16 protein-coding genes are annotated in these 17,692 nt (G+C 70.4%); 5 read left to right on the forward strand and 11 right to left on the reverse strand.

Annotated elements, in window-relative coordinates:
• The first annotated feature begins 17 nt into the window (after positions 1–17).
• Together IM697_RS31605 and IM697_RS31610 are read left to right on the forward strand one after the other, a co-directional pair.
• Positions 18–644 carry a hypothetical protein gene (locus IM697_RS31605; RefSeq protein WP_194039495.1) on the forward strand — a complete coding sequence of 209 codons (627 nt, stop codon included), beginning with the start codon at positions 18–20 and terminating at the stop codon, positions 642–644.
• Between the two features lie 52 nt (positions 645–696).
• On the forward strand, positions 697–1,119 hold the full coding sequence (locus IM697_RS31610; RefSeq protein WP_194039496.1) for an acyl-CoA thioesterase: 423 nt from the start codon (positions 697–699) through the stop codon (positions 1,117–1,119).
• A gap of 69 nt (positions 1,120–1,188) precedes the next feature.
• Here the strand turns inward: IM697_RS31610 and IM697_RS31615 are convergent, their stop codons facing one another.
• The 10 genes from IM697_RS31615 to IM697_RS31660 form a co-directional block, all read right to left on the reverse strand.
• A complete protein-coding gene (locus tag IM697_RS31615) occupies positions 1,189–2,556 on the reverse strand; it encodes a nucleobase:cation symporter-2 family protein (RefSeq protein ID WP_194039497.1) in 1,368 nt (455 codons plus the stop codon).
• Positions 2,557–2,778: 222 nt separating this feature from the next.
• Positions 2,779–4,158, reverse strand: coding sequence for an 8-oxoguanine deaminase (locus IM697_RS31620; RefSeq protein WP_194039498.1), 1,380 nt, complete (start codon positions 4,156–4,158; stop codon positions 2,779–2,781).
• A 127-nt stretch (positions 4,159–4,285) separates the two neighbouring features.
• A complete protein-coding gene (gene pucL, locus IM697_RS31625; RefSeq protein WP_194039499.1) occupies positions 4,286–5,209 on the reverse strand; it encodes a factor-independent urate hydroxylase in 924 nt (307 codons plus the stop codon).
• A gap of 7 nt (positions 5,210–5,216) precedes the next feature.
• Positions 5,217–5,609, reverse strand: coding sequence for a hydroxyisourate hydrolase (gene uraH / locus IM697_RS31630; RefSeq protein ID WP_194039500.1), 393 nt, complete (start codon positions 5,607–5,609; stop codon positions 5,217–5,219).
• A gap of 4 nt (positions 5,610–5,613) precedes the next feature.
• Positions 5,614–6,126 carry a 2-oxo-4-hydroxy-4-carboxy-5-ureidoimidazoline decarboxylase gene (uraD, locus tag IM697_RS31635; RefSeq protein WP_194039501.1) on the reverse strand — a complete coding sequence of 171 codons (513 nt, stop codon included), beginning with the start codon at positions 6,124–6,126 and terminating at the stop codon, positions 5,614–5,616.
• A gap of 155 nt (positions 6,127–6,281) precedes the next feature.
• Positions 6,282–6,650, reverse strand: coding sequence for a helix-turn-helix domain-containing protein (locus tag IM697_RS31640; protein WP_194039502.1), 369 nt, complete (start codon positions 6,648–6,650; stop codon positions 6,282–6,284).
• The gene (locus tag IM697_RS31645; protein WP_194039503.1) at positions 6,647–6,898 is read right to left on the reverse strand and encodes a YkoF family thiamine-binding protein; all 252 of its coding nucleotides are present in this window, start codon (positions 6,896–6,898) and stop codon (positions 6,647–6,649) included. Before IM697_RS31645 ends, IM697_RS31640 begins: the two co-directional genes overlap by 4 nt.
• A gap of 47 nt (positions 6,899–6,945) precedes the next feature.
• On the reverse strand, positions 6,946–8,592 hold the full coding sequence (locus IM697_RS31650) for a type 1 periplasmic-binding domain-containing protein (RefSeq protein ID WP_194039504.1): 1,647 nt from the start codon (positions 8,590–8,592) through the stop codon (positions 6,946–6,948).
• Positions 8,589–10,850 carry a hypothetical protein gene (locus tag IM697_RS31655; protein WP_194039505.1) on the reverse strand — a complete coding sequence of 754 codons (2,262 nt, stop codon included), beginning with the start codon at positions 10,848–10,850 and terminating at the stop codon, positions 8,589–8,591. The genes IM697_RS31650 and IM697_RS31655 overlap by 4 nt, the downstream gene beginning before the upstream one ends.
• Positions 10,847–11,653 (reverse strand): hypothetical protein, encoded by an 807-nt coding sequence (locus tag IM697_RS31660; protein ID WP_194039506.1) that lies wholly within the window; start codon positions 11,651–11,653, stop codon positions 10,847–10,849. The genes IM697_RS31655 and IM697_RS31660 overlap by 4 nt, the downstream gene beginning before the upstream one ends.
• 189 nt (positions 11,654–11,842) lie before the next feature.
• On the opposite strand from IM697_RS31660, the gene IM697_RS31665 reads away from it, so the two are divergent.
• From IM697_RS31665 to IM697_RS31675, 3 genes are all read left to right on the forward strand, one after another.
• Complete coding sequence (locus IM697_RS31665) at positions 11,843–12,682, forward strand: TIM barrel protein (RefSeq protein WP_194039507.1); 840 nt, start codon at positions 11,843–11,845, stop codon at positions 12,680–12,682.
• A 25-nt stretch (positions 12,683–12,707) separates the two neighbouring features.
• Positions 12,708–13,601: a 2-hydroxy-3-oxopropionate reductase gene (locus tag IM697_RS31670; RefSeq protein ID WP_194039508.1), complete on the forward strand. Its 894-nt coding sequence runs from the start codon at positions 12,708–12,710 to the stop codon at positions 13,599–13,601.
• A gap of 182 nt (positions 13,602–13,783) precedes the next feature.
• Positions 13,784–15,241 carry a catalase gene (locus tag IM697_RS31675; protein WP_194039509.1) on the forward strand — a complete coding sequence of 486 codons (1,458 nt, stop codon included), beginning with the start codon at positions 13,784–13,786 and terminating at the stop codon, positions 15,239–15,241.
• Between the two features lie 630 nt (positions 15,242–15,871).
• On the opposite strand, the gene gcl is transcribed toward IM697_RS31675, so the two are convergent.
• Positions 15,872–17,656 carry a glyoxylate carboligase gene (gcl, locus tag IM697_RS31680; RefSeq protein ID WP_194039510.1) on the reverse strand — a complete coding sequence of 595 codons (1,785 nt, stop codon included), beginning with the start codon at positions 17,654–17,656 and terminating at the stop codon, positions 15,872–15,874.
• Positions 17,657–17,692 lie beyond the last annotated feature (36 nt).

The raw sequence follows: 17,692 nt of genomic DNA on the forward strand, positions 1-17,692 counted from the left end.
CCGGGGAGGAGCACGCCGTGACCAGGCCACCGACCGCCGCCCAGCGGCGTGTCATCGACGCCGCCGACCCCGTCACCGGGCGGCTGAAGGGTACGGAGGCGCAGCTCGCGGCGCTGGTGAGGCGGGGGCTCGCCTTCCGGCACCCGCGTCCGCCGCACGACCACTTTCTGACGCCGGCCGGCCATCGGATACGGGAGTCCGAACCGACGGCGCCCGAGGAGCCCGCCGTCTCCGAGGCCCGGGGTGTGTTCGCCGCGCGGATCGGCGGTGAGCAGGCCCCGCCATCGGGTCCCGCCCGGCTGCGTGAGGTGCGCGGCGCCTGGCAGGGGCTGCTGGAGCTGCGCCGGATGACCAATCGGGACGGGGCCATGGACCGGCCGTGCGGCTGGGAGCGTACGCATCTGGTGCAGGCCGCGGCGCTCGCGCTGGAGGCCGCCGGGCGGGTCCCCGCCGGGCAGGACGCGGAGGACGGCTACCGGGTGCGGGCGACCCCGCAGCCGGAGGCGGTCGCCGTGCGTGATCCCGACGGCGCGCGGCTGCGGGCGTGCGCGGCGACACTGGAGGAGGCGGGCTGGCAGGTCGGCGAGTACACCGAGCCGCGTACCAGGGCGCGCTATCTGCTGGCTTCCCCGCGCCGGGCATGAGGGGCATGCCAAGATCGGTGCACAGGACAGCGAATTGCGAGAAGGGGAAGCAGTGAGCGAGCCGTTTTCCGTCCGGGTCACCGTCCGCGGCTATGAGACGGACGTGCAGGGGCACGTCAATCAGAGCGTGTACATCAACTATGCGGAGCACGCCCGCTGGTCATTGCTCCAGGCCGCGGGCATCACCCAGGCGGGCCTCATCGGCAAGGGGGTGGGCCCCGTCGCCCTGGAGACCACCATCCGCTACAGGCGGGAACTCCTCGCCGGTGACGAGGTCGACGTGACGTGCGCCTTCGAGTGGTCGGGCGGCAAGACCTTCCGCATCCAGCAGACGATACGCAAGGCGGACGGCACGGTGGCGGCCGAACTCACGGCGACCGGCGGCCTGCTGGACCTCAAGGAGCGCCGGATGGTGAGCAATCCGGACCGGTATTTCAAGGAACTGGCAGCGGATCCCAGCCTGTTCGGCCTGTAGCGGGCGGTGAGACGGCGACCGCTCGGGGCTGTGTGAGGGCGCGGCGCCCGTCGGTGCCGCGCCCCGGGTTCAGCGGGCGGTCGCGATGTGTTCGCCGGACTCCATCGGATGGGTCACGTCCTGGTCGTCCGGTCGCCTGCCCAGGTGGTTGAAGACCAGGTTCAGGGCCACCGCCGCGACGCAGCCCGTCGAGATGCCGGAGTCGAGGACGATCTTCGCCGTCTCGGGGAAGGCGTGGTAGAACTCCGGCGCGGTGATCGGGATGATACCGACGGCCAGTGAGACGGCGACGATGAGGATGTTGTTGTCCTTCTCCAGGCCGGCCCGGACGAGGGTCTGGATGCCGCTCGCGGCGACCGATCCGAACAGCACCACGCCCGCGCCGCCCAGCACCGGGCGCGGTACGACGGCGATGAGCGACGCGGCCATCGGGCACAGGCCCATCAGCACCAGGAAGCCACCGCCCACGGCGACGACGTAGCGGCTGCGGATCTTCGTCATGGCGACCAGGCCGATGTTCTGGGCGAAGGCGCTGCACATGAAGCCGTTGAAGAGCGGGCTGATCGCGGAGCCGAGGGTGTCGGCGCGCAGGCCCGCGGCGATGGTCTTCTCGTCGGCGGGGCGCTCGACGATCTCGCCGAGCGCGAGCATGTCGGCCGTCGACTCGGTCATCGACACCACCATCACCACGCACAGCGAGATGATCGCGGCGAGCTGGAACTGCGGGGCGCCGAAGTGGAACGGGGTGGGGAAGCCGATGACGTCCGCGTCCGCCACCGGTGCGAAGTCCGTGACGCCGAACGGGATCGCGATGAGCGTGCCGATCACCAGGCCCAGCAGGACGGCGATCTGCTTGACGAACCCTCGGGTGAAGCGGCGCAGCAGCAGCACGATCAGCAGGGTCACGGCCGCCAGGCCCAGGTTCGTCGCCGAACCGTAGTCGTGGGCGGCCGGGTCGGGGCCCTGTGCCCAGCCGAAGGCGACCGGGAGGAGGGAGATGCCGATCAGGGTGATGACCGTACCCGTCACCACCGGCGGGAAGAAGCGCACGGCCTTGCTGAAGAAGGGGGCGGCGAGGAAGCCGAGGAGACCTGCGACGATCACCGCGCCGAAGATGACCGGCAGGGCGTCGGACTTGTCCTCGGTGGAGGCGACGATGGCCGTCATGGGGGCGACGCCGGCGAAGGTGACGCCGTTGACGAAGGGCAGCCGGGCGCCGATCTTCCAGATGCCGAGGGTCTGGAGGAAGGTGGCGATGCCCGCGGTGAAGAGGCAGGCGCCGGTCAGGAAGGTCAGTTCGGCGGCGGTCAGGCCTATGGCGGCGCCGACGATCAGGGGTGGGGCGACGACTCCCGCGTACATCGCGGCCACGTGCTGCAAGCCCGTGGTCGCCATTTTCAGGGCGGGGAGTTTCTCGTCGACGGGGTGGGCGGACAATGCGGCTCTCCTCCGGTCGGTTTAACGCGTCGGCTCTGACGCGGGTTCAAGGAGGTGGTGCGCGGTCGTGCGGGACCGGGGACGGGCCCGTTCTGGGGGAAACGGAGACCGTTCCGGGGCGCACGCGTCCACGTACGCCCCGGAGACGGCCGCCATGGACCCCGCTCGGGTCCACGGCCACCGGTCGGGAGCCGTCCCTCCCGACCGGAGATCTTCAACTGGTCAGCCCTGCGCGGCGATCCGCGCCAGGCGCTGCGCCTCGTCCCGCGTCGAGCGGGCGATCGCGTCCTCGTCGGCCGTGAGCAGCCGCCCGTCCGCCACGATCTGTCGGCCGTCGACGAACGAGGCGGTGACCGGGGCCGCCGCGCCGAAGACCAGCGCGGTCACCGGGTCGGCGATGGAGGCGTGGGCGAGGGTGTCCAGCTTCCACAGCACCAGGTCGGCCAGCTTGCCCGGCTCCAGCGAGCCGATCTCGGCGGCGCGGCCCAGGACCTGGGCGCCGCCGAACGTGCCCAGCCGCAGCGCCTGCCGGGCGTTCAGCGCCGCTTCCTTGTGCGCGCCGAGGCGGTTGATGAGCAGGGCGTTGCGCAGTTCGGTGTGCAGTTCGCCGGACTCGTTGGAGGCGGTGCCGTCGACGCCGAGGCCGACCGGGACGCCGGCCGCGAGCATGTCGGGGACGCGGGCGATGCCGGCCGCGAGGCGGGCGTTGGAGGAGGGGCAGTGGGCGACGCCGGTCTTCGTGCGGGCGAAGGCGGCGATGTCGGAGTCGTTCATGTGGACGCAGTGCGCCATCCACACGTCCTCGCCGAGCCAGCCGGTGGACTCGAAGTAGTCGGTCGGGCCCATGCCGAACAGCTCGTGGCAGAACTTCTCCTCCTCGACCGTCTCCGAGCCGTGGGTGTGCATGCGCACGCCGAGGCGGCGGGCCAGCTCGCCACCCTGCCTGAGCAGTTCGGTGGAGATGGAGAACGGGGAGCAGGGGGCGACGGCGACCTGGGTCATCGCGTCGAAGGAGGCGTCGTGGTACTGCTTGACGGTCTCCTCGGTCGCGGCCAGCGCGCCGTCGAGGGTCTCGACGGCGAAGTCCGGCGGCAGTCCGCCGTCCTTCTCGCTGCGGTCCATGGAGCCGCGGGCCAGGGTGAAGCGGACGCCCATGTCGCGGGCGGCGCCGATGATGGCGCCGGACAGGTCGCCGGAGCCCCGCGGGTAGACGTAGTGGTGGTCCATGGCGGTGGTGACACCGCCGCGGGCCATCATCGCCAGCGAGCCCTGCGCGGCGGAGCGCACCATCTGCTCGTCGATGCGCGCCCACGTCGGATAGAGGGCGACGAGCCAGTTGAAGAGGTTGTGGTCGGTGGCCAGCCCCCGGGTGATCCACTGGTAGAAGTGGTGGTGGGTGTTGATCAGGCCGGGGGTGACCAGATGCCCGGTGGCGTCGATGCGGCGTACGACGTTCTCCAGGCCCTCGGGGGCCTTGCCCGCGCCGAGCGCCTCGATTCGGTTGCCGGCGATGACGACGTACCCGGTCGCGTACTCGGTGTCGTGTGCGTCGACGGTCGCGATCGAACAGTTCTCGATGACGATGCGCTGGGCTGCTGCCATGATTCGTCCTTTTCGCTCAGTGGACTCAGGGGAGAGGGCACGGCAGGACCCTGGAGTTTTGAGTGCCGGGCCGGGGAGCCTTGGAAACCTGGGTTCCCCGGCCACGGGTGCCGAAAGAGGGAGTGGATCAGAGGTTGGTGAGGTCCACGGGGATCTTCGCCTCGCAGCCGTCCCTGAGGATCGTGGCCTCGATCAGGCCGTAGGGGCGGTCGGCGGCGAAGTACACCTCGTTGTCGTTCTTCAGCCCGAACGGCTCCAGGTCCACCAGGAAGTGGTGCTTGTTCGGGAGGGAGAAGCGGACCTCGTCGATCTCGCTGCGGTTGTTGATGATGCGCGAACCCATCTGGTACAGGGTCTGCTGCAGCGACAGCGAGTAGGTCTCGGCGAAGGCGTGGAGCATGTGCTTCCTGGTCTGCTCGTACGACTTCTCCCAGTTGGGCATCCGCTGCTCGTCGTCGGTCCAGTTGAACCGCCAGCGACCGGAGACCTGGGTGGCCAGGATGCGGTCGTAGGCCTCCTGGAGCGTCGTGTACTTGTCCTTGACGTAGCCCCAGAACTCGGAGTTGGTCGAGTTCATCACGACCAGGTCCTTCAGACCGGAGACGACCTCCCACTTCTCACCGTCGTAGGTGATCTGCGTGAGCCGGGTCTCCTGGCCCTTGCGGACGAAGGAGTGCTTGACCTCGTCGGCGCCGATGAACTGCGAGTTGGCGTCGGAGGCCTCGATCCGCTCCCAGGCGTACTCCTCGATGCGGATCCGGGCCGTCCTGATCGGCTCCTGGCTGGTCACGAAGTGCCGGGCCAGGTGGATGCCGAACTGCTCGGCGGACTCGATGCCGTGCTCCTTGGCGAACGCGTACACCGTGTTCTTGGTGGTGTCGGTCGGCAGCACATGGGCGTTGGAGCCGGAGTAGTGGACCTCGTCCATGTCGCCGGAGAGGGCGACGGAGACGTTGAGGTCCTTGATGTGGTGGGTGGCGCCGTCCCGCGTGATCTTTACGACTCGGTTCTCGGCCTTGCCGTACTGGTTCTGTCCCAGGATCGTGGGCATGTGTCTGCTAGCTCCCTCGGTATACGGAGTAGCCGAACGGGTTGAGCAGCAGCGGTACGTGGTAGTGCTCCCCGGGCTTCACGGCGAAGGTGATCGCCACCTCGGGGAAGAACACGGCACCGCTGTCCCGATTCGCGGGGGCGTCCTGCTGCGCATCGGCTTGCTTCTTCTCGAAGTACGGCTCCACCGCGAAGTCGAGCCGTACGTGGGTGGTCCCTTCCGGCAGCGCCGGGAGGTCCTTGCACCGCCCGTCCGTGTCGGTCGCGGAGCCGCCGAGCGCCTGCCAGTCGGCATCCCGGCCGCTGCGGGCCGCGAGCCGGACGGCGACGCCCTCGGCGGGGCGGCCGACGCTGGTGTCCAGGATGTGCGTGGACACGGAAGCGGTGGTGCTGGTGCTCATGGTGTCAGGCTTCCTCTTCGACGAGCCGGGCGAGCCGGATACGGTTGATCTTGCCCAGCTCGGTGCGGACGATCTCCCGCTCCTGCTCCGGCGAGTTGCCGATCCGCTCCTTGAGCGCGTCGCGCATCTGCTCGCCGGTCCGGCCGGTGGCACAGATCAGGAAGACATGGCCGAACCGGTCCTGGTAGGCCAGGTTGAGTTCGAGCAGCTCCGCCTTGAGCTCCTCGGAGGCGCCGGCCATGCCGCGCTGCTCCCGGGCCGAGGTCGGGTCGCCCGGCTTGGGGCGGCCGATCGGCGGGTGCCCGGCCATGGCCTCGGCGAGGTCCTCGGCGGTCAGCTCGGCCATGGCCGCGTCACTGGCCTGGTGGAGGTCGTCGACGGTGGCGTAGGGGCGGGCGGCGAGCAGCCGCGTCGCCCATGCCGTGGAGGCGCACGCCTCGTGGAGAGCGGCGTGGGCCGCGTGCTCCTCCAGGGCGTTGAACCGGGCCAGGCCCGGGGGCGTGGAATTCGACGTCACGGGAGCCTCCGTGGCCGCGAAGGGCCTTCGTACTGAACGGGCGTGCCGATAGCTAACGCCCTACGACGACGAGACGTCAACACTTTGTTGAAAATTCGCGGTGATGAAACCGGGCCGGACACCCCTGGTGTCCCATCTCCCCGAATCAGCTCACCTCAGACACCCTTCTCACGGTTGAGATAGTTGTAGACCGTGAAGCGACTGACCCCGAGCGCGCTCGCCACGGTCTCCACGCCATGCCGCACGGAGAAGGCGCCGCGCGCCTCGAGTATCCGTACGACCTCCTGCTTGGCCTTGCGGTCCAGATCGGCCAGCGGCTTGCCCTTCCTGCGCTCCATGGCGGCCAGGATGTGGTCCAGGGAGTCGGCGAGCTGGGGCAGGCGCACGGCGACGACGTCGGCACCCTCCCAGGACAGCACGACGTCCTCGGGGCCGGCCTCGTCCGGCGGCAGGATCTCCCCGCCCATGGCGTCGACCAGCGGCTTCACGGCCGCGATGAAGGGCTCGTCCCCGGTGCCGGTCACTGATCGCCCTCCCCGACCACGTTGACCTGGAGCGAGATCCGGGTGGCGCCGGCCTCCAGGGTCTTGCGCAGCAGGGCGTCCACGGCGGTGAGCACGGCGTCGGTGCCACCCTCCGCCGTGTTGCCGAACGGGCCGACGTCCACCGCGTCGAGCTCGGCGGCCTCGACGACCTCACGGGCGACCAGCGCGTGCGCGGGTGCCTCGTCGAGGTCGAAGGGCTCGGTCGTGAACTCCACTCTCAATCGCACGCGCTCAACCTAACGCGCGCGGGGCGGCCGGGGGAGCCTCGCCGGGATCACAGATCGGGGCAGGCGTTCCGGCCCTGCTCGCGGTAGGTGCGGTACAGCGGCGTCGCGTCCCGGGGATCGTCCGGGAAGGTCACTATGGGCACCGGCTTGCAGACCGGCCACCGCCCGACCACGGCCTCTTCCTTCTCGCCCTTGTCCAGCCTGATGTCCTCGTTCGCGAAGGCGAATACGCCGCTCGCGCCCGGCACGCATCCGCCGGCGCAGCGTTCGGAGGTGTTGAGGCGGCGCAGTTCGTCGTAGACGTCGCTGTGATCCATGGCGGTGACCCCGTTGGTCTCGGCCTCGGTCACGGCTCTGCCGACCGCGGCGAGGGCGTCGTGGTACATCACGGCGTAACCGTCGTTGAGGGCGTTGTCCCGCTCCCCGTCGAAGAACTGCTCGTAGGAGCGGGCGAAGGTCCCGAAGTACTGGGGAACCTGTTTGTCACCGGGACTTCCCGCACGCCAGCGGGGGGCGTCCACGGCGGCCGCGGTCACGATCTCGATGTGCTTGCGCTCCGCGATGTCCCGCATCGGGCCGGTCTCGGTGTCCGGGTCGCGGCCGGTGCTGACGCGCAGGATGCGCAACGGCTCGTCTTCCGTGCCCTGGTTGCAGGAGGGGTCCTGGGCGATGGCGCTCAGGAAGGGCGGCAGGTCCACATCGCGGCCCGCCAGGAACACCGTCTTGGCACGGGCCGCGCACATCCTGGTCACCGCCTGCCGGAACTGGCGCTTCTCCCCCCTTTCCGAGCCCTGCTTGCCGCGGTACGTCGCGATCCGCGACTCCACCGCGTCGTCGGTGATGCCGTAGTCCTCGCCGAACTCCTCGAAGAAGACCCTGCGGAGGTTTTTGACGTAGTTGTCGGCCTTCTGATCGTCGGCGATCATGAACGTGTCCTCGTCGTTCACGCTGTTCGCCCGCACGTAGTGCTTGAGCGCGTCGACGAGCTGGTTGGTGGAGGGCGAGACCTTGAAGAGGTAGGGGTCCTCCATGTCACGGGAGCTGAGGACCGCGCTGACCGCCGGGATGCCGTCAGGTCCGAGTCCTTCCCGCACGGAGGCGAGCGTCTTGTCGTTGCTGTTGGGAAAGCCGATGGCCGCGACCACGGGGGCCTCGCCGGTGACACGGGAGGCCAGTTCCTCGGTCACGGCCCGCCAGTGGTCCAGGTTCTCGCCGACGTTGGCGAAGAGGAGCTGGATGGCCGTGTCGGAATCCTGGTTGTAGCGGTGCTGGGCGACATGGGCGCCCTGGAGGGAGTGCCGGATCAGCCGCTCCGACATGGCCGCGCCATCGGTCTCCTGGGTGTACGGCATGACGACGGCGACGCTCACCACCCGCCTGCCCGAGTCGAGTGCCGCCCTGTTCTCCTTCTCGATCCTGCCCAGGACGTCGGTGAGGCCCGCGGCGAAGCCGTACGCCGAAGCCGTGACCCCGATGCACTCGTCGCGCGGCCCCATCCGCCGCAGCTCCAGATCCCCGGTGCAGTAGTCGCGATGCTTCCAGTAGGTGTCGAGGCCCCACCAGGTACCGGCCCCCAGCAGCGCGGCGACCACGACCCACAGGGCCACCACGTCGATCAGGCCGAGCACCCTGAAGCGCAGTCGGCCCGGCAGCCATACCCAGTTCCGGCGGTCCATCGGGCTCATCCGGCTCATCGCCTCCCTCCCGTTCGCGGCTGGTCCCCCTGCCAGCGGCGTTCCACAGGCCAGTCGCCGCCGTCGCGCACGGCGCGCGGCCAGCGGATGGCGGCCTGGGCCAGGACCGCGCGGCCGGTCAGATGCTGGGCGGAGAGGAAGGACAGGTCCTGGCCGATCCGGTCGGCCAGGGTCCGGTCCGCCTCGGCCAGTTCGTCCGCCGCGTACCACAGGGCGTGCAGCAGCCGGTTGACGGCCTGCTTCTCCAGGCCGACCCCCGGGTCCGCCTGGAGCTGAAGCCGGTCCCGGCGGCCCTTGCCGACCTCCTGGCACTGCTCGAACCAGACGTCCCCCGGCGGGCGGGGCGCATGGGCCACGGTGCGCAGGGTGTACAGCCAGTCGACCGCGTCGCCGTCCTCCCGGAGGAAGTCGGCGTGCAGCACGTCGACGACCTCCTGCGCCTCTCCCCCGGCGAGCCGGTGCCACAGGAAGCGGCACCGCTCGTCGCGCGCCGCCTGTCCCGAGCGGCTCTCGGCCCGCCGCCGGTGGTGCTCGGCGAGCAGGGCGTGCGCGCCGAACCAGTCCACCCCGCTGCCGCCGCGCCCGCTGCGCATCTGGTGCACCAGCAGGGCGCGCAGGAAGCGGTCCGTGATGAACGGCCGGCTGCCCGGCCCCCGCGACCAGCCCTCCCGCTCCAGCAGGGCGGCCCCGCCGTCCGCCGCGGCCAGGCCGTCGATCCGGCGCGGCACCCACCGCTCGGCCAGCTCCTCGGCCGCCTCCCGGTCCCAGGCCAGCGAGAACAGGCACAGCTCGTCGTGGTTCTCGCTGCCGACCAGGGTGTTGAGCAGCCGCCAGATGACGGATTCACCGGTGCCGCCGGGATGGGTCAGATCGAGGAGTTCCTCGGCCGCGACCCACTCCCCGGTGCGCGCCTTGTGCACCACGGCGTCGCACAGCCGACGGGCGCCCATGGGATGGCCCCGGGTCAGATCGTGGACGGCGGTGGCGATGTACGGGTCGAAGGAGGCCCGGTCGTCGCGCTTGAGCATGCTCTCCAGGTGCTCCGTGTCGAGCGGCGGGAGCGGCAGGACCAGCACGCCCGCCGAGGGATCGGTGCCGCTGCGGGTCCACCAGGAGTTCGCGCCGATCTCGTGCATCGACCGGTGCGCGGCCTCCGGGTACGGGTCGTTCTCCTCGCCGGGCGCGGCCGAGCTGTCGTCGCCCCGCAGCTCGGTGGCGATCACCACCAGCTGGTCCTGGGCGCCGCGGCTCTGCCGCGCCCGCTGTTCCAGGAGGAGTTCGAGGAAGTCGCGGCCGGGGTCGGTGTGCACGTTGTCGAGGAGGACCAGGGGGCGCGGGGCGCGGTTGGCGCGCCGGAACGGCCCGTAGCGCACGTCCGTCAGGAACGCGGCCATCAGCATGCGCTCGACGCCGCGCCTGAAGCCGCGGCCCTGGTGGAACTCCTGGCAGAGCCGGGCCACGGCCTGTGCGCGCTCCGCGGCCGGCACCCGTGGCGGATGTCCGGCGGCGCCCGGCGGCATGCCGCGCAGCCGGTTGTCGGCCTCGTTGCGGTAGCTCTCGTACCAGCGGATCAGATGGCGGGAGGCGAGCCTGCGCGAGCGCCATCGGTACTGCCTGCCCAGATAGGTGCGCACGGCCGCCTCGGGAAACCCCGCGGGGTCGGGGGAGACACCGTCGGGGGACGGGGGCAGTGCCGCGCGGAAGAGCGCGTCCCAGGTCGGGGGCGGGCCCTCGTCCGTCGGCGCGCCCATCAGGGCCGCCGCGTGCCGGTCGGCCACCCGCAGTTCGTCGTCGTTGCCGGGGCGCCGGGCGGAGATCACGGCGAGCAGCCCGGCGGTGGTCCGGGGAAAGCGAAGCCGCCCGAAGCCCGCGACGGGGCGGGACAGCTGGGTGACGAGCTCGACCAGGACTTCCACCGCGTAGGAGTTGTTGGAGATCTCCGGGCCGACCCTGGCCCGCTCCTGCAGTTCCGTGCAGTTGATCCGCGCGAACGGCACGCGCGGCCCCGGCCAGGGGCCCGCGTCCGGCGCGTAGGCGTGCTGGAGGTCGCCCAGCATGGCGCTCTTGCCGGTGCCGTGCCGCCCGCTGAGCAGCACCACGGGCAGGTCCTCGGCGAACTCGTGGTGCCGTCGTCTGCGCTGGTGGTCGCGCTCGAGCCCGACCAGGCGCGGCACCAGTTGCCGCAGCAGGGGCTGGCGCGCGTACACCTCCGGGATCTGGCCCTCCGCCGCGGTCGCGGGGCTCGCGGGTTCGCTCATCCCAGCCCCAGCACCGAGCGGATGATGTCGGACACGATGCCGGAGCCCATCTCCCTGCTCATCGAGCCCGCCCCCCTGCCGCCGGCCTGCACCAGGTCCCTGCTGTGCTGCAGGAAGCGCTCCACCGTGCCGGCATCGGGTTCGGCACCGCGCCGCGAGGCCTCGGTCAGGGCCCCGGCGAGCTCGCGCACCTGCCGCACCTCGCTGTCGCTCTCCGACAGGTCGGGGCGGGACGCCTGCACGAGCTGGGCCAGCTGCTCGAAGGACAGAAAGACCCCGGCGCCCTGCTCGGCGACGGTGAAGTGCACCGGGGTGGGCAGGTCCAGATGGTCCCTGGCGTACTTCAGATCCTCGAATTCGAGCTGTCTGCCGCAGTAGAAGGCCTCCCGCGCCCAGAGGAAGGCCTCGGCGTTCGGCTCGCCGCTGCGGTGCTGCCCGGCCCGGTCCCACCAGGCGAACAGGGCCGCCTTGGCGTACCGGCGCCGGGCGTCCCGGTCGGCGTAGGCCTCGTCCCAGGCGTGTGCCTCCGCGAGTCCGGTTCCGGTCGGGCTGACCAGCGGCGGCACGGCACCGGAGTCGTTGTGCACGGCGATCCAGCCGAGCCCGGCCAGCCGCTCCACGACGTCCTCGACGAGTTCCAGGCTGCACCGCTCATGGGGTGCGTACGCGGCGCTGGCCACACGGTTTCCGGCGGTGCCGCCGGTCTGAGCGGCCAGCCACAGGAGGAAGCGCGCGGACGCGGCACCGGTTTCGTCGTACACGGGAGACAGGCCGTTCGTGGGCACCGCCCGGGATCTGATCATCGTCCGCCCCCCAACTCCCGTGACCGCCATGCGCGTTCGCCTTCCCCGAGAGGCGATCTCAAACACGTGGCACCCGGGTTCCTCGACATGTCCCCCTTGACAAGCCCGACCTCCGACGGCAATCTTCCATTAAGCAGAAACTAACTTCCGCAATATGGAATCTCAAGAACGGAAGGGAGCGCCGGCCCCATGCCAGGTTTCAAGTTGGACACAGCCACAGCGCAGCGCTTCAACGTCAACCTGTCGATCCTCTTCACGGAACTCCCGCTCCTGGAGCGCCCCGCGGCCGCCGCCGCGGCCGGCTTCACCGCGGTCGAGCTGTGGTGGCCCTGGGTCGACTCCCCCACCCCCGAGCGGTCCGAGCTCGACGCCCTGAAGAAGGCGATCGAGGACGCGGGCGTCCAGCTCACGGGGCTGAACTTCTACGCCGGACAGCTCCCCGGCCCCGACCGTGGCGCCCTGTCGATCCCGGGCGCGGAGTCGGAGAGGTTCCGCGCCAACATCGACGTGGCCGCCGACTTCGCGGCCTCGCTCGGCTGCAAGGCCCTCAACGCCCTGTACGGCAACCGCGTCGAGGGCGTGGACCCGGCCGCGCAGGACGCGCTGGCGCTGGAGAACCTCGTGCTCGCGGCGCGGGCCGCCGACCGGATCGGCGCGGTCCTGCTGATCGAGGCCCTGAACCGGCCCGAGTCACCGCTGTACCCGCTGGTCTCGGCCCCGGCCGCCGTCGGAGTCGTCGACAAGGTCAACGAAGCGACGGGACTGGGCAACGCCCGCTTCCTCATGGACCTCTACCACCTGTCCATGAACGGCGAGGACCTCCCGTCGGTGATCGAGGAGTACGCGGCGAAGACCGGCCACGTCCAGATCGCCGACAACCCGGGCCGCGGCGCGCCCGGCACCGGCTCTCTGCCCCTCGAAGACCTCCTCGACCAGTTGCAGAAGGCGGGTTACGACGGCTGGGTCGGCCTCGAGTACAAGCCGGGCGACCGCCCGAGCGCCGAGGCCTTCGACTGGCTGCCCCGCTGACCCCGTACCGAAAGGCACCCCCATCATGAGCACCCCATTTCCCAAGATCGCTTGGATCGGCCTCGGCATCATGGGCTCCCCCATGTCCGAGAACCTGATCAAGGCGGGTTACCAGGTCACCGGCTTCACGCTGGAGCAGGACAAGCTGGACCGACTGGCCGCCGCGGGCGGCACGGCCGCCGGCTCGATCGCCGAGGCCGTGCGGGACGCCGACGTCGTCATCACGATGGTCCCGGCCTCCCCCCAGGTCGAGGCCATCTCCTACGGCCCCGACGGCATCCTGGAGAACGCGAAGTCCGGCGCCCTGCTGATCGACATGTCCTCGATCACCCCGCAGACCTCGGTCGACCTGGCGGGGGCCGCCCAGGACAAGGGCATCCGCGTCCTGGACGCCCCGGTGTCCGGCGGTGAGGCCGGCGCTGTCGAGGCCGTGCTGTCGATCATGGTCGGCGGTGAGCAGGCCGACTTCGACCAGGCGAAGCCGATCTTCGACGCCCTCGGCAAGACCATCGTGTTGTGCGGTCCGCACGGCTCGGGCCAGACCGTGAAGGCGGCCAACCAGCTCATCGTCGCCGTGAACATCCAGGCGTGCGCCGAGGCCGTGGTCTTCCTGGAGAAGTCGGGCGTGGACCTGACGGCCGCGCTGGACGTCCTCAACGGCGGCCTGGCCGGCTCGACCGTGCTGACGCGGAAGAAGGACAACTTCCTCAACCGGGACTTCAAGCCGGGCTTCCGCATCGACCTGCACCACAAGGACATGGGCATCGTCACGGACGCCGCCCGCAACGTCGGCGCCGCGCTGCCCGTGGGCGCCGTGGTCGCGCAGCTGGTCGCGTCCCTGCGTGCGCAGGGTGACGGCGGCCTGGACCACTCGGCCCTGCTGCGGGCCGTGGAGCGCCTGTCGGGCGCCCAGGTCTGACCCGCCCCGAGACTTCCGGGCGGCGCCGCCGCTGACACCTGTCCTGTCGCGCCCAGGCGTCGGCGCCGCCCGGAATCATCTTCAACAAACTGTTGACGCTCAGATCACCCCACTTCTAGGCTCCACAAAGCGGAAGAAGTTTTCCGAAGATCTCCGCTGCCCTCTCGTACGGAAGGTCCACGATGTCGAAGCGCGTGCTCACCACCGAGTCCGGCGCCCCGGTCGCCGACAACCAGAACTCCGCCTCCGCCGGCATCGGCGGCCCGCTCCTGCTCCAGGACCAGCACCTGCTGGAGAAGCTGGCGCGCTTCAACCGTGAGCGCATTCCGGAGCGCGTGGTGCACGCCCGGGGCTCCGGCGCCTACGGCCACTTCGAGGTGACCGACGACGTCACCGGCTTCACCCACGCCGACTTCCTGAGCGAGGTGGGCAAGCGGACCGAGGTGTTCCTGCGCTTCTCGACGGTCGCCGACAGCCTCGGCGGCGCGGACGCGGTCCGTGACCCGCGCGGCTTCGCCCTCAAGTTCTATACGGCTCAGGGCAATTACGACCTCGTCGGCAACAACACCCCGGTGTTCTTCATCAAGGACCCGATCAAGTTCCCCGACTTCATCCACTCGCAGAAGCGCGACCCGTTCACCGGCCGCCAGGAGCCGGACAACGTCTGGGACTTCTGGGCGCACGCCCCCGAGGCCACGCACCAGGTGACCTGGCTGATGGGCGACCGCGGCATCCCGGCGTCGTACCGGCACATGAACGGCTACGGCTCGCACACCTACCAGTGGACGAACGCCGACGGCGAGGCCTTCTTCGTCAAGTACCACTTCAAGACCAACCAGGGCATCCGCTGCCTGAGCAGCGAGCAGGCGGCCGAGCTCGCGGGCAAGGACGCCAACTCCCACCAGACGGACCTGCTCCAGGCCATCGAGCGGGGCGTGCACCCGTCCTGGACCCTGTACGTCCAGCTCATGCCGGCGGCCGAGGCGGCCGACTACCGCTTCAACCCGTTCGACCTGACCAAGGTCTGGCCGCACAAGGACTACCCGCTGCGGCGCGTGGGCCGCCTGGTCCTCGACCGCAACCCGGACAACGTCTTCGCCGAGGTCGAGCAGGCCGCGTTCTCCCCGAACAACTTCGTCCCCGGCATCGGCCCCTCCCCCGACAAGATGCTCCAGGGCCGCCTGTTCGCCTACGCGGACGCCCACCGCTACCGCCTGGGCGTCAACCACACCCAGCTCGCGGTGAACGCCCCGAAGGCGACGACCGCGCAGAACTACGGCCGCGACGGCTTCATGGCCACCAACTCCCAGGGCCGGCACGCCAAGAACTACGAGCCGAACTCCTGCGACGGCCCGGCGGAGACCGGCCGCCCGCTGTCGGCCCCGCTGGCGGTGACCGGCCACACCGGCACCCACTCCGCCCCCCTCCACACCAAGGACGACGACTTCTTCCAGGCCGGCGAGCTGTACCGGCTGATGTCGGCCGAGGAGAAGTCCCGACTGGTCGCGAACATCGCCGGTGGCCTCTCCCAGGTCTCCCGCGACGACGTGATCGAGAAGAACCTGGCCCATTTCCACGCCGCCGACCCCGAGTACGGCAAGCGCGTGGAGGAGGCGGTCCGCGCCCTGCGCGAGGACTGAGCCTCAACTCCAGCCGCCCGTGTCGGCGTTGGACCCGGATGAGGGGTGGTCCAGCGCTGTCCGGGCAGGACCGGGACCGCGGCGGCGTGCGAGCCAGTGCGGTGGTGAAGGTTGCTGGGCGTCCTTCTTCGACCTGAGGGAGGGACGCCCGAACCGTCGCATCCGCCGCGGTCCCCGCCACAGACCCCGTCCGGCGGCGCGAACGTCCTGTCGCGCCCAGCCTCGCACCGTCGGACGGCCACAACCGAATACCTCACCGGCTGAAGAGCGCCGGGTACGGACGGTCCCGTGCCCGGCGCTCTTCGGCGTGCGTGCCGGCCGCTTCCGCTGGAGGCTGAAGGCATGGCACATCGGCGGCCCCGACGACTGGCCGGGGCTGTCGGAGCGCCACGAGGAGTAGCGCGGCCGCGTACACCACCGGGCGTACGTCGGCTACGGAACCCTCAGATCAACCTCTGAACCGGCGTCAGAGGGCTTCAACCGCCCCCTGCCGCGGGCACATTCTTCTCACACGGGGCCCGCCGGCACGGGGGCGGCGGGCCTCGACGGGGGAGCACGGAGAACACGGGGGAGCACGAAAGGGGCGGCCCAACCCTTCGGTTGGACCGCCCCTCGCCGTGGCCGCAGGTGTCAGACCTTCAGCGTCCTGATCGACGTCGGCGCATGGCCGGGCTCCGTCGCGATCTCCTCGAACTCCACGACGTTGCCGATGTCGTTGGTCGTCGACATGGAGATGTTGGTGACACGCTCCAGGATCGCCTCGACGACGACCGGGACCTGGAACTCGGCGGCGAGCTTCTTGGCCTGCTCGAAGGCCGCGCCCAGTTCGCTCGGGTCGGTCACCCGGATCGCCTTGCAGCCCAGGCCCTCGGCGACCTTGACGTGGTCGACGCCGTAGACGCCCAGCTCCGGCGAGTTGATGTTCTCGAACTCCAGGTTGACCTGGAAGTCGATGTCGAACGCCCGCTGCGCCTGACGGATCAGGCCCAGGTAGGAGTTGTTGACGAGGACGTGGACGTACGGGATCTTGTGCTGCGCCCCGACCGCCAGCTCCTCGATCATGAACTGGAAGTCGTAGTCGCCGGACAGGGCGACGACCTGTGCCTCCGGGTCGGCCTTCGCCACACCCAGCGCCGCCGGGATCGTCCAGCCCAGCGGGCCCGCCTGCCCGCAGTTGATCCAGTGCCGCGGCTTGAAGACGTGCAGCATCTGGGCGCCGGCGATCTGCGAGAGGCCGATCGTGGAGACGTACCGGGTCTCCGGGCCGAAGGCCTTGTTCATCTCCTCGTAGACACGCTGCGGCTTGATAGGGATGTCGTCGAAGTGCGTACGGCGCTGGAGGGTCGCCTTCTTCTCCTGGGCCGCGGATGCCCACGCCGAGCGGTCGGGGAGGCCGCCCGCCGCCTTCAACTCCCTTGCCACCTCGACGAGCAGCTCCAGCGCGGCCTTGGCGTCGGACGCGATGCCGTAGTCCGGGGCGAAGATCTTGCCGATCTGCGTCGGCTCGATGTCGACGTGGACGAACTTCCGGCCTGCCGTGTAGACGTCCAGTTTGCCGGTGTGGCGGTTGGCCCAGCGGTTGCCGATGCCGAGGACGAAGTCGGACTCCAGGAAGGTCGCGTTGCCGTAGCGGTGCGAGGTCTGCAGGCCCACCATGCCGGCGTTCAGCTCGTGGTCGTCGGGCAGGAGGCCCCAGCCCATGAGGGTGGGGACGACCGGAGTGCCGGTCAACTCGGCGAATTCGACGAGGAGTTCGGCGGCGTCGGCGTTGATGACACCGCCGCCCGCGACGATCAGCGGGCGCTCGGCGGCGTTCAGCATGCCGATCGCCTTCTCGATCTGCGCGCGGGTCGCGGCCGGCTTGTAGACCGGGAGCGGCTCATACGTCTCCGGGTCGAACTCGATCTCGGTGAGCTGGACGTCGATCGGCAGGTCGATGAGGACCGGGCCGGGCCGGCCGGAGCGCATGAGGTGGAAGGCCTGCTGGAAGACGCCGGGGACCTGCGCGGCCTCCAGGACGGTCACCGCCATTTTCGCGACCGGCTTGGCGATGGAGGCGATGTCGACCGCCTGGAAGTCCTCTTTGTGGATCACGGCGGTCGGCGCCTGGCCCGTGATGCACAGGATCGGGATGGAGTCGCCGGTCGCGGAGTACAGGCCGGTGATCATGTCGGTGCCGGCCGGGCCGGAGGTGCCGATGCAGACGCCGATGTTGCCGGGGTGCGTGCGGGTGTAGCCCTCCGCCATGTGCGAGGCGCCCTCCACATGGCGGGCGAGGGTGTGGTTGATGCCGCCGGAGGCCTTGAGCGCCGCGTAGAAGGGGTTGATCGCCGCGCCCGGCACGCCGAACGCGTTGCTGACGCCCTCGCGCTTGAGGATCTCGACTGCCGCTCGGGCAGCGGTCATACGAGCCATTGAGTACTCCTGCTTCGGCTGTCGGATTCGCACTCC

This window comes from Streptomyces ferrugineus (assembly GCF_015160855.1).
In the GTDB taxonomy this organism is placed as follows: Bacteria; Actinomycetota; Actinomycetes; order Streptomycetales; family Streptomycetaceae; genus Streptomyces; species Streptomyces ferrugineus.